This is a genomic window from Haladaptatus paucihalophilus DX253 (assembly GCF_000376445.1).
Classification (GTDB): Archaea; Halobacteriota; Halobacteria; order Halobacteriales; family Haladaptataceae; genus Haladaptatus; species Haladaptatus paucihalophilus.
In genome coordinates, this window is the sequence record NZ_AQXI01000001.1 from 1685250 (window position 1) to 1706551 (window position 21302).

19 protein-coding genes are annotated in these 21302 nt (G+C 62.8%); 8 read left to right on the forward strand and 11 right to left on the reverse strand.

Going from position 1 to position 21302, the window contains the following annotated elements; translation table 11 throughout:
* Positions 1–439 precede the first annotated feature (439 nt).
* Positions 440–781 (reverse strand): hypothetical protein, encoded by a 342-nt coding sequence (locus B208_RS0109425; RefSeq protein WP_007976474.1) that lies wholly within the window; start codon positions 779–781, stop codon positions 440–442.
* A gap of 115 nt (positions 782–896) precedes the next feature.
* On the opposite strand from B208_RS0109425, the gene ligA reads away from it, so the two are divergent.
* Complete coding sequence (gene ligA, locus B208_RS0109430) at positions 897–2954, forward strand: NAD-dependent DNA ligase LigA (RefSeq protein ID WP_007976472.1); 2058 nt, start codon at positions 897–899, stop codon at positions 2952–2954.
* Here ligA and B208_RS0109435 read toward each other — a convergent pair.
* Genes B208_RS0109435 through B208_RS0109445 form a run of 3 tightly spaced genes read right to left on the reverse strand, consistent with a single transcriptional unit; the run spans position 2951 to position 5048 of the window.
* Positions 2951–3838, reverse strand: a complete 888-nt coding sequence (locus tag B208_RS0109435) for an ABC transporter permease (protein WP_007976470.1) — start codon at positions 3836–3838, stop codon at positions 2951–2953. The two genes, ligA and B208_RS0109435, sit on opposite strands and share 4 nt — an antisense overlap.
* A complete protein-coding gene (locus tag B208_RS0109440) occupies positions 3835–4749 on the reverse strand; it encodes an ABC transporter ATP-binding protein (protein ID WP_007976468.1) in 915 nt (304 codons plus the stop codon). The genes B208_RS0109435 and B208_RS0109440 overlap by 4 nt, the downstream gene beginning before the upstream one ends.
* A 44-nt stretch (positions 4750–4793) precedes the next feature.
* Positions 4794–5048: a hypothetical protein gene (locus B208_RS0109445; protein WP_007976466.1), complete on the reverse strand. Its 255-nt coding sequence runs from the start codon at positions 5046–5048 to the stop codon at positions 4794–4796.
* Between the two features lie 89 nt (positions 5049–5137).
* Here B208_RS0109445 and B208_RS0109450 point away from each other — a divergent pair, with 89 nt between their 5' ends.
* Complete coding sequence (locus B208_RS0109450; protein ID WP_007976464.1) at positions 5138–5746, forward strand: hypothetical protein; 609 nt, start codon at positions 5138–5140, stop codon at positions 5744–5746.
* 9 nt (positions 5747–5755) lie between these two features.
* The gene (locus B208_RS0109455) at positions 5756–7489 is read left to right on the forward strand and encodes an excinuclease ABC subunit C (RefSeq protein ID WP_007976462.1); all 1734 of its coding nucleotides are present in this window, start codon (positions 5756–5758) and stop codon (positions 7487–7489) included.
* Between the two features lie 79 nt (positions 7490–7568).
* Here B208_RS0109455 and B208_RS0109460 read toward each other — a convergent pair whose 3' ends face one another.
* Positions 7569–7880, reverse strand: coding sequence for an antibiotic biosynthesis monooxygenase family protein (locus B208_RS0109460; protein WP_007976461.1), 312 nt, complete (start codon positions 7878–7880; stop codon positions 7569–7571).
* 255 nt (positions 7881–8135) lie between these two features.
* On the opposite strand from B208_RS0109460, the gene B208_RS0109465 reads away from it, so the two are divergent.
* Complete coding sequence (locus tag B208_RS0109465; protein WP_232423832.1) at positions 8136–9143, forward strand: SPFH domain-containing protein; 1008 nt, start codon at positions 8136–8138, stop codon at positions 9141–9143.
* Between the two features lie 27 nt (positions 9144–9170).
* On the opposite strand, the gene B208_RS0109470 is transcribed toward B208_RS0109465, so the two are convergent.
* The 5 genes from B208_RS0109470 to B208_RS0109490 all read right to left on the reverse strand — a co-directional run bounded on the left by B208_RS0109470 (position 9171) and on the right by B208_RS0109490 (position 15842).
* On the reverse strand, positions 9171–10076 hold the full coding sequence (locus tag B208_RS0109470) for a sulfite exporter TauE/SafE family protein (protein WP_007976459.1): 906 nt from the start codon (positions 10074–10076) through the stop codon (positions 9171–9173).
* Between the two features lie 188 nt (positions 10077–10264).
* Entirely contained in the window at positions 10265–12322 is a 2058-nt protein-coding gene (gene uvrB / locus B208_RS0109475; RefSeq protein ID WP_007976458.1) for an excinuclease ABC subunit UvrB, read from the reverse strand.
* 107 nt (positions 12323–12429) lie between these two features.
* The gene (locus B208_RS0109480) at positions 12430–13560 is read right to left on the reverse strand and encodes an ORC1-type DNA replication protein (protein ID WP_007976457.1); all 1131 of its coding nucleotides are present in this window, start codon (positions 13558–13560) and stop codon (positions 12430–12432) included.
* A 75-nt stretch (positions 13561–13635) separates the two neighbouring features.
* Positions 13636–13794: a DUF1059 domain-containing protein gene (locus tag B208_RS23320; RefSeq protein WP_007976456.1), complete on the reverse strand. Its 159-nt coding sequence runs from the start codon at positions 13792–13794 to the stop codon at positions 13636–13638.
* A gap of 74 nt (positions 13795–13868) precedes the next feature.
* Entirely contained in the window at positions 13869–15842 is a 1974-nt protein-coding gene (locus tag B208_RS0109490; protein WP_007976455.1) for a MutS-related protein, read from the reverse strand.
* Between the two features lie 157 nt (positions 15843–15999).
* Between B208_RS0109490 and larE the strand changes: the two genes are divergently transcribed.
* On the forward strand, positions 16000–16962 hold the full coding sequence (larE, locus tag B208_RS0109495) for an ATP-dependent sacrificial sulfur transferase LarE (protein ID WP_007976454.1): 963 nt from the start codon (positions 16000–16002) through the stop codon (positions 16960–16962).
* A 213-nt stretch (positions 16963–17175) separates the two neighbouring features.
* Here the strand turns inward: larE and tatC are convergent, their stop codons facing one another.
* The gene (gene tatC / locus B208_RS0109500) at positions 17176–18030 is read right to left on the reverse strand and encodes a twin-arginine translocase subunit TatC (protein WP_007976453.1); all 855 of its coding nucleotides are present in this window, start codon (positions 18028–18030) and stop codon (positions 17176–17178) included.
* A 94-nt stretch (positions 18031–18124) separates the two neighbouring features.
* Here tatC and B208_RS0109505 point away from each other — a divergent pair, with 94 nt between their 5' ends.
* Genes B208_RS0109505 through B208_RS0109515 form a run of 3 tightly spaced genes read left to right on the forward strand, consistent with a single transcriptional unit; the run spans position 18125 to position 21302 of the window.
* Positions 18125–20371: a twin-arginine translocase subunit TatC gene (locus B208_RS0109505; protein WP_007976452.1), complete on the forward strand. Its 2247-nt coding sequence runs from the start codon at positions 18125–18127 to the stop codon at positions 20369–20371.
* 36 nt (positions 20372–20407) lie between these two features.
* Positions 20408–20581, forward strand: coding sequence for a ribbon-helix-helix domain-containing protein (locus tag B208_RS0109510; RefSeq protein ID WP_007976451.1), 174 nt, complete (start codon positions 20408–20410; stop codon positions 20579–20581).
* Entirely contained in the window at positions 20574–21302 is a 729-nt protein-coding gene (locus B208_RS0109515) for a queuosine precursor transporter (protein ID WP_018128834.1), read from the forward strand. The genes B208_RS0109510 and B208_RS0109515 overlap by 8 nt, the downstream gene beginning before the upstream one ends.

A 21302-nucleotide genomic window follows, 5' to 3' on the forward strand; every position in this document is an offset into this window, starting at 1 on the left:
CGGGGAGAACGGGTCGTCGTCTCGACGTTCGCCGCGGATTCGAGTACCTGCGGACGATCCTAGTGCCACGTAGGACAACGCCCAACGACGAGTTAGTATATATTTGTTGTGGCCCCCGGGAGTTAAGTGGGTCCAGTCGAAAACCAACAATCGTGTCAAAAGTAGCCTGTCCAGACTGTCGACGGAACATCGCGTTCCACGAACTGGAAACCAGAACCATTGCTCAGTCCAGTGGCTTCTCGACGAACTACCGCTGTCCGTTCTGCCGGAACGCCATCGAGAACGTCGCTGAGCTGCTGTAACTGTTCTTTGAGACGTTCTATCGAGCAGCAGTGAAGCGACAGTGGACGGTCGATATCGCACATCGTTACTCGTCGTCAGTTCGATAGCGACCAGTCGCAGGAACAGTCACCGAATCCCAACGACACTCACGAACGCGTCAGTCGTTCACATCGAGGTCGTCGAAGTTATCGGCGAGGTCGGAGAGAACGTCCTTCGCGTCCGATTTCGTGTCATCGTCGATATCGTCCACCCGTTCGACGCTATGGGCACCACTGTAGGCGGTTTCGACCGCGTGCTTGTTCAACTGTCCGTCCGGGCCGACGACGGGGAGCGTCAGGTCGGTGTACCGGTCCGGGTCATCGAACCCGGACGAGGAGAGGACGAAGTGGCTCGCGATGTCCGAGAGGTCGTTCGTGTCGAAGTCCTTCTCCTCGGGCGCACTCCAATCGTCGTCGGTCGTTCCGTTGAACGTCGGCTCGTGAACGCTGTACTCCGTCATCAAGCGGTATTCCAACAGGAAGCGGTGTGAACGCTGGGGTTGCTACTGCAGGGGTTTGTTTCCCGCGCACCAGCGGTACCGAGATATTTACCCGACGACGAACAATGCCCGAACGATGGCAGAGGTGAGCGCGGACGAGAACCCGTACGTCGAAGAGCCGGACACCGATTTCGAACCCGTAGCCGAGATGGACGAAGCCGGAGCGAGCGAACAAGCCGAACTGCTCCGGGAGGCGATTCGCCATCACGACTACCGTTACTACGTCGAAAACGACCCGCGAATCGGCGACCGGACGTACGACGCACTCTTCACGCGGCTACAGGAGTTAGAGGAGGCATTCGACGTCCAAACGCCGGACAGTCCCACTCGGCGGGTGGGCGGCGAACCGCTGGACGAACTCGAAAGCGTCGAGCACGTCGCACCCATGCTCTCCATCGATTCGAGCGGCGAAGCCGAGGACGTCCGTGGATTCGACGACCGAATTCACCGGGAAGTCGGGGACGTCGAGTACGTCTGTGATCCGAAGTTCGATGGACTATCACTGGAAGTCGTCTACGAGGACGGGGAGTTCGTTCGCGCCGCCACGCGCGGCGACGGCGAGACGGGCGAAGACGTCACCGAGAACGTGCGTACCATCGCCAGCATTCCCCACCACCTCCGCGGCGACTACCCGGACTATCTCGCGGTTCGCGGAGAGGTGTACCTTCCGCTGGACGCGTTCACCGAATTCAACCGCGAGCGAGTCGAACAGGGAGAAGACCCGTTCGCCAATCCGCGAAACGCGGCCGCGGGGTCGCTTCGACAACTCGATCCGTCGGTGACGGCCGAACGTCCGCTCGACTGTTTCTTCTACGACGTGCTCGCCGCGAGCGAGGAGTTCCCGACTCACTGGTCGGAGTACGAAGCGTTACCCGAGTTCGGTCTGAAGGTGAACGACCGAACCGAACGGGTGGACGACATCGAGGACTGCATCGAATATCGTGACGAGTTGATGGCCGACCGCGCGGACCTGAACTACGAAATCGACGGGACGGTCATCAAGGTGAACGACCGGGAGAAATGCGCGGAACTCGGCACGACCGCGCGCTCGTACCGCTGGGCGTACGCCTACAAGTTCCCGGCTCGCTCGGAGCGAACGAGCATCATGGACGTGACGGTGCAGGTCGGACGAACGGGACGGCTGACCCCCGTCGCACTGCTCGAACCCGTCGATGTCGGCGGCGTCACCGTCTCGCGCGCCAGTCTCCACAACCCAGACGAAATCGCCGAGAAGGACATCAACGTCGGCGACGAGGTGCAGGTGAAACGCGCGGGGGACGTGATTCCCTACGTCTCCGAAGTCGTCGAGAAGCACAGCGAGGGACACTACGAACTGCCGGACCGGTGCCCCGTCTGTGGGAGTCCGGTCGAGCGCGACGGGCCAATTGCCTACTGTACCGGCGGACTCGCCTGTACCGCACAGCTTCGGCAGGCCGTGGCGTACTACGGAAGCGACGACGGGCTCGATATCGACGGGTTGGGCGAGGAGCGGGTGAACCAACTCATCGACGCGGGACTGCTCGAATCCCTGCCCGACCTTTACGAACTCGACGAGAAGGAACTGCTCGAACTGGAAGGGTGGGGCGAGAAGAGCGCCGAGAATCTACTCGCCGAAATCGAGAAGTCGAAACGCCCTTCGCTCGCGGATTTCCTCTCGGCTATCGGAATTCCCCGCGTCGGCACCGAGACGGCCCGTGAGTTGGCGCGGACGTTCGAATCGATGGACGACGTGATGAACGCCGATAGCGACGAACTGGAAGCCGTTCCGGACATCGGGCCGAAGGTCGCCGCAGGGATTCGGGAGTTCTTCGACTCGGAACGGAACCGGTCCGTCGTCGAGCAACTGTTGAAACACGTCGAACCCGAACGGGAGGAGGTGGCAGGCGGCGACGAGCTCGCCGACCTGACGTTCGTGTTCACGGGGTCGCTCTCGGAACCGCGGTCGGACATCTCCGAACTCGTCGAAAATCACGGCGCGAACGCGACGGGGAGCGTCTCCGGCAACACGGATTACCTCGTCGTCGGCGAGAATCCGGGGGAGTCGAAGCCGAACGACGCGGACGAAAACGACGTACCGATACTGTCCGAAGACGAGTTCTGGAACCTGTTGGAAGAGGCGGGTATCGACCGTTAGAGGTCCGCCCGGTCGAAGACGTAGTAGCCGACCGCGACGGGGACGAACAGCCAGAACAGCAGGTAGACGATGACGAAGGCGTCGCTGAAGTATATCGGAATGGGTTTGCCGAGGATGGTGGCGACGGTGCTCTGGAGGTAGCGGTTGAACAGCAAGACCCGTGCATCGAGCTGGCTGGACAGGAGTATCGTATCGACCAACGTCTTGTAGGCCGTCATCGGGTTCAGGAGTCGGATGAACAGAATCGTCGAAATCTGTCCGGCAGTTCCCACACCGGCGTACCGTCCGAGGAGGCTAGCCACCCGTTTGGCCAGCCCGCTCCAGAGCACGAGGAAGACGATGTAGAACGATATCGTCGTGACCATCGCTCGACGGCCGGTTTTCGCGGCCGCCGAGATGCCGACCGCCAAGCCGACGAACACGAGTCCGAGTAGGAGCGTGAGCGAGGCAAAGAGGACGTAGTTGACGAATTTGAACGTGAGAGAGGTCACCAGGAGGATGATAGCGGCGACGACGAACCCGAGAACGGTGGAGATTCCGACGACGCTACTTCGACCGAGGACCTTGCCGAGCACCACGTCGGTCCGCGAGTGGGGCAGGGAAAGCATGAGCTTGAGCGTTCCCGACTCGCGTTCGCCGGTGATGGCGGCGTAGCCGATGACGATGGAGATGAGGGGAATGAGGACGGCGGTCTCCTGTTTCATCAGGTAGAGATACTGGTCCGTACTCTGTCCGGCGGAACCCTGTATCGACCCGTTCTCTATCAAAAAGGCCAGAATCGGTGGGACGGCGAAGAGGACGACGAACAGCGCCGTCAACACCCACAGCCACCGTGACCGAAGGGAGTCGCGGAAATCCTTTCGTGCGACTGATTGCCACGTCATGCCGTCACCCCGCCTCTGGTGTAGGCCACGAAGAGGTCTTCGAGCGAGGCTTCCTCCGTGTCGAAGTCCGCGACAGTTGCACCCGCGTTTTCGAGGGTGGTGATGACCGTCGTCTTGACGTTCCGATCACAATCGACGGTGAGCGTTTCGCCGTCGCGTTCGACGCCCCCCACGCCGTCGATGTCTCGTACCTGCTGGACTGCCGCCGACGGAAGCGAGGTGGTTTCGACCCGAAGGGTCGTGCCGTCGCCGACGTTCGCTCGAAGCCCTTCGATGGAGTCCTCTGCGACGAGTTCGCCATCGCGGAGAATACCCACGCGGTCACAAACGGCTTCGACTTGGCCGAGAATGTGACTGGAGAAGAACACGGTCGCCCCGCGCTCTTGTTCCTCGCGGATGATTTCTCGCATCTCGCGGGCACCCGTGGGGTCCAACCCGGACGAGGGTTCGTCGAGGATGAGCAGGTCCGGCGTGCCCACGAGCGCCATGGCAAGCCCGAGGCGTTGGGCCATCCCCTTCGAATAGCCGCCCGCCTTGCGGTCCGCGGCGTCGAGGATGTCTACCCTGTCGAGAAGTTCCGCCGGGTCGTCGTCGGCGTCCTTCGCTTCGATAGCGAATTCGAGGTGCTGCATGCCGGTCAAGCGGTCGTAGACCGAGAACCCCTCGGGCAACACGCCGGTCCGATTCCGAATTTCGATGCTTTCTGCCTGTGCGTCGTGCCCGAGGACGGTGACGGTGCCGCTCGTCGGACGAATGAAATCGAGAACGAGGTCGATGGTCGTCGATTTCCCCGCACCGTTCGGCCCGAGAAAGCCGAACACCTCCCCCTCTTTCACGTCGAGAGAGAGGTCGTTAACGGCCGTGACGTCACCGTACCGTTTCGTCACGCCGTCGAGTCGAATGGCGGTCATAGTTTCAGCTTTCGGTAACGAACATATAACATTGTTGTTCTGTGTCACACAGTGTCGTTCGGGTCGCGTTTTCGCTTCATTCGAGTCGCTTCGGCGGCGTATCGCTCCTGGTCGTCCTCGTCGGAAACGGGGGAGAGCCGCTCACCATCGACGTCGATTGCGGCGGTCGTCTCGCCGCCGAGTCGTCCCGCCCGTTCCTTCCTGAGGTATCGCTCGCCGTCGGGTGTCGCGTACACCAGCGTCAGTAGGTCGCGGTCGCTGTACGTTCGCTCGACCAACCACACTCGAACGTCGTCCATGACGGGACGTTTGCGAGTCTCGAATTTGTATCTGGCGAGCGAGTTCCCAGCCACAACCTTATTTATCGCAGTGATTGTCCCGGTAAACGATGGAACAGTCCCCGCTGTCACAGGCGTCCGACGACCGCCTGCTCGACATGCTCTTTGCGGGTGAAGAAATAGAGGAGGAAATAGAGTTGGAAGGTGCACGAATCGCGGTGACGAGCCATCGTTTACTCGCGTTCATGCCCGAAGGGGGTGAGAGACGGTTCGACCACGAAGACCGACCGAACGTTCTCGACGCTCGCGCCCAAGCCGCCGGAAAGCCCGACTACCTCTCGTGGAGCGTCAGGAGTTTCGTTTACGGCCTACTTCTCGTTGGCTGCGGCTACCTGCTCAACAGCAGCGGTCTGCTCACGAACCTCGACGGAACGACACCGACCGAGGGAGGCGTTATTCTCGGTCTCCAGCAGATGGTCGGCATGATGGTGAGCGCGTTCACCCTACTCACGAGCGTGTTACTACCGGTCGGCGGGGTGTTGTTGCTCGCCGCCGCCGTCTTCGGCGCCCTCTACGTCACTACTCGGTCGGAGGAACTGATAATCGAACGTGCGGGTCGGGACCCGATTCGCGTACCCGTAAATGGCGACGAGGCGAAAGACGCCGCCCGTCGGATTCGAGCGGCGGTAGGGACAAGTTCAAAGCCGAGCGCCGATTAGTCGAAATCGATGGACGCGGCCACCGTTCGGGAGCGTGCGGGCGAACTACCGCGCGAATCCGGCGTGTATCAGTTTTTGGAAGACGAAACGGTTCGGTACGTCGGGAAGGCCGTCGACCTCCGAGCACGGGTTCGGTCGTACGCGGACCCGCGGAGCGACCGCATCGGACGGATGGTCGAACGCGCCGACGCGCTCGATTTCGCCGTCACGGACACGGAGACGCAGGCGCTCCTGTTGGAAGCGAACCTCATCAAACGCTACCAGCCGCGGTACAACGTCCGCCTGAAGGACGACAAATCCTACCCGCTGGTGCAGGTGACGGGCCACGAATTTCCGCAAATAGAGATCACCCGTGACCCCGACCGCACGGGGGCGACGGTGTTCGGCCCGTTCACGAACAAATCGACGGTCGAAACGGTCGTCAAGGCGCTCCGGGAGACGTACGGCATCCGCGGCTGTTCGGACCACAAGTTCGCCAACCGCGACCGACCGTGCCTCGACCACGACATCGGCCTCTGTACCGCGCCGTGCACGAACGAAATCGGCCGGGAAGCGTACCTCGGCGACGTGGAGAGCGTCGAGCGGTTCCTGGGCGGCGAGGTGGACGTGTTGGCGCGCCCGCTCCGCCGCGAGATGGAGGCCGCCGCCCAGAACCGCGAGTTCGAACGGGCGGCCAACCTCCGGGACCGACTCGAAGCCGTCGAATCGTTCCACGGTGGAGATGCGGGCGCGATTTCGTCACGGACGGACGAGCGAACCGTGGACGTGCTCGGTGCCGCAGTCGAGGGAGAACGGGCGACCGTCGCCCGGTTGCACAGCGAACGCGGCCAACTCGTGGACCGCGACCACCACTCGCTGTCGGTGCCGGACGGCGACGACGCGGCGGCGGTACTGGGCGGGTTCATCCCGCAGTTCTACGCCGAACGCGAGTTGCCCGACGCGCTGTTGCTCTCCGAACGACCGGACGACGCGGACGTGCTCGACTGGTTGGACGCGGAGGGCGTCGGAACTCGCGTTCCGGGTGCCGGTCGGGAGGCGACGCTCGTGGATTTGGCGCTGAAAAACGCCCGCAGAGGGGCGGGCAACCCGGACGAACTCCGGGCGCTGGCGGACGCGCTCTCCCTCCCGTCCGCCGAGCGAATCGAGGGCTTCGACGTGAGCCACGCGCAGGGGTCGTCGGTGGTCGGGAGCAACGTCGTCCTCGTCGGCGGGTCGCCCGAGAAGCGCGACTACCGTCGGAAGAAGCTGACCGAGAAGAACGACGACTACGCGAACATGCACGACCTCGTTCGCTGGCGGGCGAAACGGGCCGTCGAAGGCCGCGACGAACGACCGGACCCCGACCTGCTCCTCATCGACGGCGGGGAGGGCCAACTCGACGCCGCGCGCGAAGCGCTGACGGACATCGGCTGGGACGTCCCCGCCGTCGGACTCGCCAAAGCCGAGGAAATCGTCGTCACGCCGAACGGCACCTACAACTGGCCGAACGACGCGCCACACCTCCACGTCCTCCAGCGGGTGCGCGACGAGGCGCACCGATTCGCGGTGCAGTACCACCAGACGCTCCGCGACGACGTTTCGACGGCCTTGGACGACGTGTCCGGCGTCGGACCCCAGACGCGTCGAAAACTGTTCCGACGGTTCGGGAGTCTGGACGGGATTCGCGCGGCCTCCGACGCCGAACTCCGGGACGTGGACGGTATCGGTGAAAAAACGGTGACGGCGTTACGACGCCGCTTGTGAGTCGAACGTCGAGAGGGTCGAGCGCTGGCCGTGAGACGTGCGTCGGGCGGAAAAGAGCGTCAGAAGAGACGAGCCTCGACTACTCGCCCGTCCGCTCGAACGCGACTTCGTGCACTTCCAGTTGGTTCTTGTCGGTGAACATCTCCCTCGGCGGTCGGTCGGCGTGCGCCTCGCGGAACGCGTCGGTGTCGGTCCACGCCTCGAAGTCAGCCATCGACTCCCAGTACGTCTGTGCGACGTAGGAATCCGTGTCGGGGCGAGCGGGAGTCAGCAACTCGAACTTGACGAAACCGGGCTGGGACTCCACTTCACCCATACTGTTTCGGAACCGCTCGACGAACTGGTCCGCGTACTCTTCGGCGACGAACAATCTGTTTTCGACGACTATCATGCACCGGATACTGCGCCGGTTCCGGGTTTAACTCTATCTCTCGAAATCGATTTGGTATAATCCAAATCCGATTATATACTTCGATTCGGGACGGACGCGGTGGGAACTGTTATGCGAACTGAACAACTATCGGGTAGTATGGACAATCCCTTCTACACCCTCGGCAAGGCGACGTCGAGGATGAATGCAGGGAAAGCCCTCTTCGCCATCGGTTTCGCCGTCTTCTTCTTTCTCGCCCTCCCGTTTCTCGACACGATGGCGATAGCGGGGCTCCTCCTGCTCGCCCTTGCGATTGCCACGGTGAACAGCGCCGTGGAAATCGTCGGTCCGTACGAAAAGCGCGCGTTGACCGTTTTCGGGGAGTACCGCAAACTGCTCGACCCCGGTATCCATTTCATCCCACCGTTCGTGAGCGCCACGCGGCGATTCGACATGCGAACCCGGGTGTTCGACGTGCCGAAACAGGAAGCGATCACGCAAGACAACTCGCCCGTCATCGCGGATGCCGTCCTCTACGTTCGCGTGATGGACCCCGAGCGGGCGTTTCTCGGCGTTGACAACTACGAACGCGCCGTCGCCAACCTCGGACAGACGACGCTCCGGGCCGTCATCGGCGACATGAAACTCGACGAGACGCTTTCGCGCCGTGACGTCATCAACCGGCGAATCCGCGAGGAGATAGACCCGCCGACGGACGAGTGGGGCATTCGCGTCGAGAGCGTCGAAGTGCAGGAAGTGATGCCGAGCCGCGCCGTCGTCAACGCGATGGAACAGCAGACCAGCGCCGAGCGGAAACGCCGCGCCATGATTCTCGAAGCGCAAGGTGAACGCCGCGGTGCCGTCGAGCGGGCGGAAGGCGAGAAGGCGTCGAACGTTATCCGCGCGCAAGGTGAGAAACAGAGCCAGATTCTGGAAGCGCAAGGGGATGCGGTGTCGATAGTTCTCCGCGCGAAGTCGGCCCAGTCGATGGGCGAACGCGCCATCGTCGAGAAGGGGATGGAGACGCTCCAAACCATCGGCGAGGGAGAATCCACGACGTTCGTCCTGCCGCAGGAACTCTCCTCGCTCGTCGGCCGCTACGGCAAGCACCTCACCGGCAGCGACGTGCGCGACGGCGCGGAGTTCCTCGAATCGAACGAATTCGACCCCGAGACGCGCGAACTACTCGGGTTGGACGACATCGAGGAGACGCTTTCCGAAATCGACACCGAGGCGGTCGAAACCGCGAGTATCGGTGAAAAGGTCGAACCGGAATCGAACTGATTCGACCGAAATTCCCTTCGAAGGGCGTCAGCCGAGGGCGAACACGCGGACGAGGGTGAACACGCCGACGAGGGAGTAGACGACCGTCATCGTCTGCACGGTCCGGTGTTCCGGAACGCGGCTGTTGAGGAACGCACCCGTCTGACCGCCGACAGCGCAGGTCACCCCGGCGACGAGGCCGAACTCGAACGGGACGGTGAAGTCGTGGCCGCTGAACGATTCGGGCGCGTAGCGCAGGAGAAGGAGGTTCGCAACGAGCGCGGACACGATGGTTCCGTGCAGGATGAGCGCGCTCGTCCCCGTGGAGATGCGGATGGACACGTTCTTTCGGACCGTCAACAGGGTCTGTGCGAGTTCGCCGATGGCGATACCGACCAGGCCAGCCATCGCCCCGCCGACGCCCGCGATTGTGCGGTCGAACCGGTCGAACTGGGTGGTGTCCGGTGTTCCACCGTCCGTCCGTATTCGGGACGAATCTCCAAAGAGTCGGCTCGCGTCAACCAAGTCGCCGAGCGATTTTCCGTCCCGATGCGAGAGATAGAGGACGAAAGAGAGCACGAGCAACATCCCGCCGAACAGTACTTTGAGCGCGGTGGACGGGACGAAGTAGGACACCGCTCTGGCGACGATTGCGACCGGCACGCTGACCGCGAGGACGGCTTTGGCGACGGTCCAATCCACCTGTCCGCGGAACCAGTAGGCCGAAACGCTACTCGTGTACCCGAACAGTTCGACGAACAGCGCGAGACCGATAGCACCCTGCAACGCGAGGTCGGGGAACGCCGGAACCAGTTCCGGATAGACGAACAGGAACGCGGGCGTGAACAGTACCGCCGCTTCCATGGCGAACGTGTTGACCGTCGTCGCAATGAGGAAAGTCAATAGGACGAAGAAAGCCAACCCGGTCGGCGAGAATCCTAGCGGAAGCGACATCCTCAGCTAACACCCTCGTTCGGGAACGGCGCGTATCGAACGCGGTTGGTCTCGCCGGAAATATCCGAAAACCGACACGGTGCGGTCGCTCCATGTAATCGTGACATCGTGACTGCTACACGCACAGTTACACTGAAAAAGGTTGATGTTCGGGAAAATATCGAGGAACGATGAGGCAGAATTCCGGATTAGAACTCCCCACGCTCCGGTTCGACGCCGCCGATCTCCGTCTCCACGTCGAACTCCTCGCGCAACTCACGAATCCGGTCGCGGATGTCGGCCGCGAGTTCGAACTCCAGATTGTTGGCGGCCTCCTCCATCCGGTCTTCGAGTCGGGAAATCTGTTCGAGCGCCTCCTCGTCCGTCTCCGGCGAGTTGCGGGTGACGCCGCCGGTGTCGGTCTTGCTTCCCGGCAGGTTCGCCTCGGAAACCGCTTTTTCGATGGTCTGTGGTTCGTAGCCGTGCTCCTCGTTGAACTCCCGTTGAATCCGACGCCGCCGTCCGGTTTCGTCCATCGCGCTCTCCATCGCGTCCGTCACCTCGTCGGCGTAGAGGACCACCTCGCCGTTGACGTTCCGGGCCGCGCGGCCCATCGTCTGGACGAGCGCGGTTTCCGAGCGGAGGAACCCTTGCTGATCGGCGTCGAGGATGGCGACCATCGACACCTCCGGGATGTCCAACCCCTCGCGGAGCAGGTTGATGCCGACGAGCACGTCGAACTCGCCCAACCGGAGTCCGCGAACGAGTTCGTGGCGTTCGAGCGTGTCCGTCTCGTCGTGCATGTACTCGACCGCGACGCCCGCCTCCTCCAGATACTCGGTCAAGTCCTCGGCCATCCGCTTCGTCAGCGTCGTGACGAGGACGCGCTCGTCGCGCTCGATTCGGTCGTCGATGCGCGCCATCAGGTCGTCGATTTGACCGGAGGCGTCGGCGACTTCGACCTTCGGGTCCACGAGGTGCGTCGGGCGAACGATCTGTTCGACGATTTGCTCGCTCTGCTCGCGTTCGTAGTCCGCGGGCGTCGCCGAGATGTAGAGCGTCTTCGCGCTCTTCTCCTCGAACTCCTCGAATGTGAGCGGACGGTTGTCGTAGGCCGTCGGGAGTCGGAAGCCGTTCTCCACGAGCGAATCCTTGCGCGACTTGTCGCCCGCGAACTGCCCCCGAATCTGGGGCACCGTCTGGTGGGATTCGTCGATGACGCAGAGGAAGTCGTCGGGGAAGTAATCGAGAAGCGTGTACGGCGCGTCGCCGACCTCGCGCTCGGTGAAGTACACCGAGTAGTTCTCGATGCCGGAACAGTAGCCCGCCTCCTTCATCATTTCGAGGTCGAACGTGGTCCGCTCCTCGATTCGTTGGGCGGCCACCAAGTCCCCGTTTCGCTCGAAGTAGCGGATTCGGCGCTCCAAATCCTCCTCGATTTCGGCGATTGCCTCCGCCATCGTCTCCTCGGGAATCGAGTAGTGTTCCGCCGGGTGAACGAGTACGGCGGGTTCCTGTGATTTGACTTCTCCTTCGAGCGGGTCTATCTTCACTATTCGGTCGATTTCGTCGCCCCAGAGTTCGACGCGAACCGCGTAGCGCCCGTACATCGGGAAGATTTCGACGGTATCGCCCCGGACGCGGAAGGTACCTTGGGTGAAGTCCATGTCGTTCCGGTCGTAGTTCAAGTCCACGAGACGGGCGAGGAGTTCGTCACGTCCGATTTCCTCGCCGACTTCCAGTCGCAGGCGCATGTCCTCGTAGTTTTGCGGGTCACCCAAGCCGTAAATCGCCGACACGGACGCCACCACGATAACGTCGTCCCGAGTGAGCAGGGAGCGCGTCGCGGAGTGTCGAAGCCGGTCTATCTCCTCGTTGATGGACGCGTCCTTGTCGATGTAGGTGTCCGTCTGCTCGACGTAGGCCTCCGGTTGGTAGTAGTCGTAGTAGGAGACGAAGTACTCCACCGCGTTGTCCGGAAAGAGGTTCCGGAACTCCTCGTACAACTGCGCCGCCAGCGTCTTGTTGTGCGCGATGACGAGCGTCGGTTTCTGGACCTCCTCGATGGTCCACGAAACCGTGTTCGTCTTCCCCGACCCCGTGACGCCGAGCAGGGTCTGTTTCTCCATCCCTTCGTCGAACCCCTCGGCCAACTGCTCGATGGCCTCGGGTTGGTCCCCCGCCGGGTCGAACGGCGCGTCAACTCGAAAGTCGGTTTCGGCGTCCGGGTTGTCCGGTCGAAGCGGGCCGGACTGGGTGTCGCTCATGGTATCTTTCGTAAGGATTCGAGGTACTTGAGAAGGTCGCTTGCATGATACCCGACGGTTCTACGACAGTCGAAACACACCGAAAAAAGAACCAATCGGCCGATGTCTCAGTCGTCCAACCGCGCCAACACGGCTTCGGGGTCGTATCGCAGCGACAGCGACCGCGACCGTCCGCGACCATCGACGTTGGTGTAGGTGGCGTCGATGATGCCGAGTTGGTCCACCTTGTTGATGATTTCGGAATATCGGGTGTAACCCAAGTCGGTCTCCTCGTGGAAGACGTCGTACACCTCGCCCGCCTGCTCGCCGTCGTGTTCGGCGATGACGCGGACGAGCGCGACCTCGTTTTCGCTCAAGGCGTGCAGGCTATGGGAGAGGTGGACGAACTTGGATTTCTCGTAGGCGTCCTCCACGTCCTGCAGGCTCACGGTTCGGCTGGCGCGCATCTCGGCGTTCAGGCCCGCGCGCCGGAGGAGGTCGATGCCGACGCGAAGGTCGCCGCTCTCGGCGGTGAGTTCGGCGACGCGCTCCAGCACGTCCGGGCCGATGACGCCCTCGTGGAAGCCGCGCTTGACGCGCTCGCCGAGGATATCGACGATCTCCTGTCGGTCGTAGACCGGGAAGTACACGTCCTCGGGTCGAAAGACGCTCTGGACGCGGGTATCGAGTTCCTCGATGACGTCGAGGTTGAGGTCGGAGGAGACGACGATGACGCCGATTTTCGCCCCGCTGTGGGCCTCGTGAGCGCGGAGGAGCGAATAGAGCGTATCGGAGGCTTCCCCCTCGTAGAACAGGTAGTTCACATCGTCCAGCGCGACGACGAGCACCTCGTCCTCCTCGACCAGTTTGTCCGTGATTTGGCGGAACAGCTTCTTGAACGAGATACCGCTGGACGGCGGTTCGTAATCGAATATCCCCTCGAAGATGCGCGAGAAAATGGCGTACCGCGTCGAATCCACCTGACAGTTGACGCGAACCGTCCGAACGTCGGTTTGGGCCGACAGTTCGTCGAACAGTTTCTGTACGGAAGTCGTCTTGCCAGTCCCCGGCGGTCCGCGCGCCATGACGTTGAGTGGGCGCGACCCGCGAACTGCTGGCCGAAGCGCGTATTGAAGGCTCTGTGTCTGGGATTCGCGGTGTTTGAACGTCTCCGGAACGTAGTCGATTTCGAAGACGTGCTCCTCGCGGAACACCGACTCGTCCCACGACAACATCCCCTCCTCGGGGTCGTCTGCCATCACTTTCACCACGCTCGCGTAGCTACTTAATCCTTCGCCAGAGACAAAAGAGCCGATGAACGGTCGTTTGAGCGACTAGCTTTGCTCTATCGCGCCTTGGACGTCGTTTCGGTCCATCGACATACCGTGCTTTTCTCGAGCGTGTTCCTGCACCATATCGACGATTTCTTGCTCGTCGTCGGCTCGTACCATAAAGTCACAATCCTGTTGCGTACATTCGAACTGGTGTGCCATATTATATCTCTCCTCCCCCCGACGGGGCACAAACGGGAACGACAGCCTCGTAGGTAACAGTTCTGGCTGTCGGGCTACTCGAACTTCGCCAGCAGTCGGTCGTAAAACCCGTTTTCTCCCCCGTCGGCCAGTTTCTCCACGATGAGTTCGGGCGTCGAACGAGCGAGGTGGTCTTTCACCGGGGAGCGTTCGACCACGAGTTCGCCGTCGACCAGTCCTTTGGCTTCGATGCCATCGACCGCCACGTCGTACCGCGCCACGTCCCGAATCTCGTCGGCGAGGTGGGAGACGAAGACGCCGGTCACGTCGCGCTCGCCCAACTCCTCCAGAATCCCCGCGATGATTTTCGCGCTCGCGCCGGGTTCGGTGATGCTTTCGAGTTCGTCCACGAGCACGAGGCGGCCCGCCTGCCCGTCGGCGAGGGCCGCGAACTCCCGGAGCGTGCTCTCGAACGCCCCCGCGTCGAGAGTTCCCTGCGTCTTGCCGTGGTAGTGCAGTTCCTCGAACCGTCGCAAGCGAACCGAGTCCGCCGGAACCGGCAGGCCCATGTGGGCGAGGATGACGACGAGCGCCACGAGGTCGAGCGTCGACGTCTTCCCGCCGCTGTTGACTCCCGAGAGGAGGGCCACGCCCGAGACGCCGTAATCGACCGGTTCGACGGCGGCGAACTCCACGTCGAGCAACGGGGAGCGCCCGGCCGCGATGTCGAAGCCGTCGCCGTCGAAGTCGGGCATGACGCACTCGAAGTCGCTGGCGAACCGGGCGACGGCGAGTTCCACGTCCAGTTCGAGCGCGGCGCGAACGAGTTCTTCCGCCGCCTCGCGCTCGTCCGCGAGTTCGCGGGCGAGTTCGCGCTTGTGTCGCGCCGCCCGCCGCGACTTTTCGGCTTCCAGTTGTTCTCGGAGCCGCGAAATCACGCTCTCGTCGTGCTCCACGGGAAACGTCGGGTCCTCCGGGAACGCCTGCCGCGCGAGTTCGGTTTCACCTGCGTCCAGCGCCAGCGTCTCGACCAAATGCTCGCGGGCGGCCTCGACGGCGGCGTCGTACTCGTCGCCCAACTCGCGCGAAAGGAGCGAATCGACGCCCGCACCGCGCTCGACCAGCGAGAGCAGGTCGGAGCCTTCGATGGTCACGTCCCGCTCCCGAATCGCCTCCCGAAGTCGGTCGTTGGCGACGTTTTCGGCCATCGAGACGGCGGCGTCCAAGTCGGCGATGGCGTCCGTCAACCGAGCGAGTTCGTCGTCGCCCGTCACCCCGCCATCCGCGGTGACGCGGGCGAGTGCGGACTCCAATCCGTCGATGTCGAGCAGCGCGTCCATCCCCGCGACGCGGTGGACTTCGGCGGCGGCGAGCAGGGTGTCCCGATTCGCGGCGAAGAAGGCGAGCGGACGCTCGGGGACGAGTTCCGCAGGGGTTTCCAGCGCACCCGGTTCGACGCGAACGTCACCGTCGATGGTGACGCCCGCGAACGCCTCGTCCAGCGCGACGACGGTGGAGTACCCGCGCGCGAGTTCCGCCAGTTCCCGCGTGTCCTCCACGACTTCGACCGGCAGTTCGGGAATCACCTCGCGCGCTTTCGCGTACCGCTCGGCGTCGGTCGTCGCCAGACAGCGGTCGGTGACCCGAACGCCTTGCGGGGCCGAGAGCGGTTCGACGTCGGCCAACGCCGCCCGAACGTCCGCCGTCGGCGTTCGTTCCATCGACGCGCGCGTGAACGCCTGTACCTCTTCGATTCTGGATGCGGCGGAACTGGGATACAGCGTTTCGAGACGCTTTTTCGCGTACGTCGTGACGGCCCGCGCTTTCACGAGCGAGAGGGCGTCTCGGTACAACTCCCGCGCCCTGTCGGTGGCGAGAAAGCCGCCGTCGTCGTCGTGTCGAATCCTGATGGCACCGCGCGCGATGGCAGCGGCCCGCCCTTCCGTGATTCCCGGCGCTCGCGCCAACGTGGCGACATCGCCGGTTTCCAACGCTCGCTCGGCGTCGTCGAGTTCCGCGAGCGCGTCCGCGGTCTTCGCACCGACGCCGGGTACCGCCTCAAGGTCCATTCGCTCCGTGATATTGCGTCATACATAAAAAACGTTCCCGACGTGCATCGGTGAAAAGACGGTTCCGCACCCGAAGTGGAGCGTCGAAATCGAATCGAACTGCGACGACACGGACGCGTGACGAGGCGCTTTTGCCCGTTCGCAACAATCACGAGGTATGCCAACCGTCGAGGAGAAACTGGCCGCCGCGAAGGCAGACCTCGCGGAGCGCGACGGCGTGCTCGTCGCGTTCAGCGGTGGGGTCGATTCGAGCGTCGTCGCCGCTATCGCCCACGATGCGCTGGGGGACGATGCCGTCGCATGCACCGCGAAGAGCGAAACCCTACCCGAGGCCGAACTCGGGGACGCGAATCGTGTCGCCGACGAAATCGGAATCCGCCACGTCGTCGCCGAGTTCAGCGAGTTGGACGACCCGAACTTCGTCGAGAACGGCGACGACCGCTGTTATCACTGCCGGACGATGCGCCTCGGTGCGATGTTCGACAAGGCGGCCGAACTCGACATCGATATCGTCTGCGACGGGACGAACGCCGACGACGTATCCGCAGGGCACCGCCCCGGTCTCCGCGCCGTCGAGGAGTTGGACGCCTACTCGCCGCTCCTCCAACACGACATCTCGAAGGCCGAGGTCAGGGAAATCGCGGAAGCGTACGACCTCTCCGTCGCCGACAAACCCGCGATGGCATGTCTCTCCTCGCGCATCCCGACCGGTTTGGAAGTGACCGAGGAACGCCTCTCCCGAATCGAACGCGCCGAAACGGTACTCCGCCAGTGGGGGTTCACCCAGTTCCGCGTCCGCGACCACGACGGACTGGCGCGCATCGAAATCGGCGAGGACGAACTGTCGCGGGCGCTGGACGAGGAGTTCGTTCGCGCCGCACGGGACCACCTGACGGACCTCGGATTCGAACACGTCACGCTCGACCTGCACGGCTATCGAACCGGGAGTGTAAGTCCGGAAGGCGATGCGCGCGAGTCGATAGACGAGCGGGCATCGAACGGCGAGCGGGGAGGGACGACCCGCGAGCAAGCCGACGGCGATGCGAGCGAGTCGGGACCGCAAGGCGAACCGCTGGTCGAAGACGTGTTCAGCACGGAGTATCCGACCGGTGGTCAGTAGAAAGCAGCGTCGGGCGTTCGCACCCGAAGGGTGGCAGTCTGCTGGCACGCGAACTGCGGTCTGTAGCTGCTGGCACGCGAGCTAAGGGTAGGCACGAACGCTACCGCTCCGTTGGAGATAAACTCCCTTAGTTATAACCCGGTTACGAACGTCGAAAGGTGCCATTGCGTGATTCCGAATATCCGAGGAGGACGGGAGAACGGTTCAAAACCGTCACTTGCCCGTCCACTTCAGGAGGAGCAAGGTGCCTTCGAACAGGCCGACCATCGTGATGGCGACGAGGAACGGAGCCATCCCGGTCGGGTCGGGGCTGAACAGGAACGCGAACCCGGCGAACGCACCCCAGAAGTACAGCCGTCGGTTGGCCATCCACTGGCGCGTCGTCAGGCCCATCATGATGGCGAGCATGATGAGGAGCGGAATCTGGAAGACGACGGCCAACACGCCCATCATCATCAGAATGAGGTTGAACGTCTTCGTCAGACCGAACGCGACGGCGACGTTCGCGCTCTGTGTGTACGACAGGAAGTAAGTGAAGATGGCGGGGAGGATGAGGAAGTACGCGAAGCTGACGCCCACGAACGCGAGGACGAGGCTCGTCGGCACCGCCGCGAGGTAGTATCGACGCTCGTGCGGGTAGAGACCGGGGCGCATGAAGAGGTACGTCTCGTACACCATGACGGGGAGGGCGATAATGAGACCCGCGAGGCTGGCGACCTTGAGTTTCGTCATCACGAGTGCCAGCGGCGCGTAGAGCCGTGGTCGGGTTTCGGGACCGACCGGCAGAATTTGATTCCAGAGGAAGTTGATGACGTGATCCGCGAACGGGAGGGTGATGAGACTCACGACGCCAGCGATGACGAGGACGATGGCGAGCCGTTTTATCATCTCCTCTACGTGGTCGGCGAGCGGCATCTCCTCGTCGTCCATCGGCTGGCTCGGCCGCTCGACTGCTGGCTCCGGGTCCTCGGGCGCGTACAGGTTCTCGTCCGGCGGCTCCGGCGCTTCTTCCGACGCCGGGACCTTCGATATATTACTGCCTGCCGTCGCCTCCGATTCTTCGCCCATTCACCCGGGGATAAGCAGCCGAGTTATTATAGGCTTTCTTCATCTTGCGAGACGGGAAGATTGATAACTGGCAGGGGGTTACCATTCCCAAGCAATGTCTACCTCGGGGAACAGTCTCATCGACGAGGATACCGCCAACACCGTCGCTTCCGGACGTGAAACCATCGGAGCGATGCTTTCGACGGCACAGACACACCTTCAGAAAGTCTTCATCGTATTCGTTCTCGGCTTCATCGGCATGTTCTACGCCATGTCGATGGTGGTGTGGCCGTTCCTGCGCGACGTGACGACCTCCGGGATGTCACAGACAGTGATGAAACACGTCGAAATCGTCGCGGTGACGCCGTTCGACGTCATTCTCCTCCAAGCGAAAATAGCGATGTTCTCCGGTATTATTCTCGCTATCCCCGTTTTGCTCTATCTCGGCCGTGATTCGATTCGGCAACGCGAATGGTATCCCGAGTTCTCCATCTCCTATTGGAAGATAATCCCGCTGGTCGGCCTCGCGGCGGCCCTGTTCATCGGCGGACTGGCCTACGGGTACTCCGTCTATCTCCCGCTGATGTTCCAGTTCCTCGCCAAGAACGCGGTGCAGGCGAACCTGAGCCCGAAGTACGGTATCGTGCAGTGGACCGAGTTCGTCCTCATTATCTCGCTTTCGTTCGGTCTGGCCGCGGAACTGCCGCTCATCATGAGCGGCCTCAGCTACTCGGGCATCGTCAAATACGAGACGTTCCGCGACAAGTGGCGCTACGCAATCCTCACCATCTTCGTCTTCGGCGCGGTAGCGTCCCCGCCGGACCCGTTCACGCAGGTCATGTGGGCGATTCCGCTCGTCATCCTCTACGGATTCAGTCTCTATCTGTCGAAAATCCTCGTCACCATCAAGCGCGGGAGCAGCAAGGTGAGCATCAGAAAATCGGTGGCGGAGCGGTGGAACTACCTCCTCGGTATCGCACTCATCGCCGGTGGCGCGACGTACCTCTTCTTCAGCCGAGCCGGGGTCAGCTACGTGAACAGCCAACTGCTCCCGGCACTTCCGGCCGGGTTCCGACCCGCGGCGTTCTCCCCCATCGAGGAGGCGCTGGGCATGCCGCGCGGAACGGCCATCCTCCTCGTCGCCGGAGCGGTCGGGCTGGTCGCCCTCGTCGTCGCCGCTCTCTACTACCTGTTCGTCTCGCTCGAAGCGAACGCCGCAGTCGGCCAGCAGCGCGGTGGCGCACCGGCCGCGATCGACATCGAACAGCTCGACGCCGCCGGGGTTCGGGCCGCTCCGCCCGAAGTGTTCACCGAGATGGACGAGGGCGAATCGCTCGACTACGCCCGCGCCGCGATGGAGGCCGACCAACCCGAGAAGGCGCAGGCCATCTTCGACCGTTTCGACGAAGCGAACGCCGAAGAGGAAGAAGAAGAGGAAGCCGCGGAATCGGACCCGGAGGTCCGCGAGGCCGAGGGCGCACCGCTCGCCGAGGACGTCGCCCAGCAACCGAGCCAAGAGGCCCGAGAAGAGGGCAACGTCCTCCAGCGCACCGCCGCGGGCGTGACGAACGCGTTCACGGAAGACGAGACGACCGAGGACGACATCGGCGGCTACTACTACGACTTCGCGTTCATCCTCCAGAGTCTCACGTCGAAGTTCTTCCGCATCGTCGGCGTGTTCATGCTCGTGCTCGCCAGCGTGTTCGTCTACCTGTACCAGGGCGGCATCGGCGACATCAACAGCGACTTCACGAGCCGTGTGCCACAGTCGATACTGGCGAACGGTCAACAGCTCAACGTCGTCACCCTGCACCCGGTCGAGGCGCTCATCTTCGAGGTGAAGATAAGCACCCTGCTCGCCGCCGTGTCGGTGCTCCCGATGGTGCTCTACTACAGTTGGCCCGCGATGAAGGAGCGCAAACTCGTCAGGGGCAACCGCAACGTGTTCTTCCTGTGGGGCGGCACGCTGTTCGTCGGACTCATCGTCGGGAGCTACGTCGGCTACACCATCGTCGCCCCGAACATCATCTCGTGGCTCGTCACCGACGCCCACAACGCCGACATGCTCATCTACTACCGAGTGAAGGCGTTCTTCTGGCTCGTGTTCCTCACCACGGTCGGCATCGGGTTGCTCGCCGACGTACCGGTGACGATGTTCCTGTTCCACTGGGCCGGAATCGTCCCGTTCGAGTCGATGTTCGAATACTGGCGCGGCGTCGTCATCGGTGTCTTCGCCGTCGCCGCACTGGTGACCCCCGACAGCCTCTACACGATGTTCCTCGTCGCCATCCCCGTCTCCGTCGCGTACATCTTCGGACTGAGCGTCCTCTGGATAGGGACGCTCGGCGGACGACGCGCCTGACGCTGGGCTTAAGTATTCCTCCCGGAATATCCTGGTATGACCAAGATAAGCGTCGAAGTGCCCGACGAACTCCTCTCGGATTTGGACGACCACGTGGGCGACGACGGGAAGTTCGTCAACAGGAGCGAGGCGATTCGCGCTTCGATTCGAAAGATGCTGGACATTCTGGACGAGATCGACGAACGCCACGGGAGACTTGAAGATGACTGAGCGGCGGGACGCTCACTCGGTACTGGCCACCGGGCAACTCGGCCTCACCGCGCTGTTCGTGACGGCGCTCGTGACGGCACAGCTCACGGCGGCGAAGGTGCTCCAGTTCACCATTCCGCTCACCCTGCCGATTACGGGCGACGCGCTCGTCCTTCCGGGGGCGGCGCTGGCCTACGCGCTGACCTTCTTCGCCTCCGACTGCTACGCCGAGGTGTACGGACGAAAGGCGGCCCAGCGACTGGTCAACGTCGCCTTCGTCATGATATTCGCCATGCTGGTGCTCGTCTGGTCCACCATCGAAGCGCCCGCCGCGCAGAACAGCGTGGACCCCGCCAAGTTCCGCACCGTCCTCAGCGCGAGCACGAACATCGTCGTCGGAAGCCTCTGTGCCTACGTCGTCAGTCAGAACTGGGACGTCATCGTCTTCCACCGAATCCGCGACCTCACCGACGGCGACCACCTCTGGGCTCGCAACATCGGGTCCACGGCGAGCAGTCAGGCAATCGATACCGTCATCTTCGTCGGCGTCGCGTTCTACGCGCTCCCGCGCTTCGCCGGTATCGGGCCGATACTCCCGGAGAACGTCATCCTCTCGCTCATCGTCGGCCAGTACGTCTTCAAACTGTTCGTCGCGCTGCTCGACACGCCGTTCGTCTACGCCGTCGTCGGGTTTCTCCGGTCGCAAACGTCCGCAAGTAGGGTGCCGAGTTCGGCCGACTGA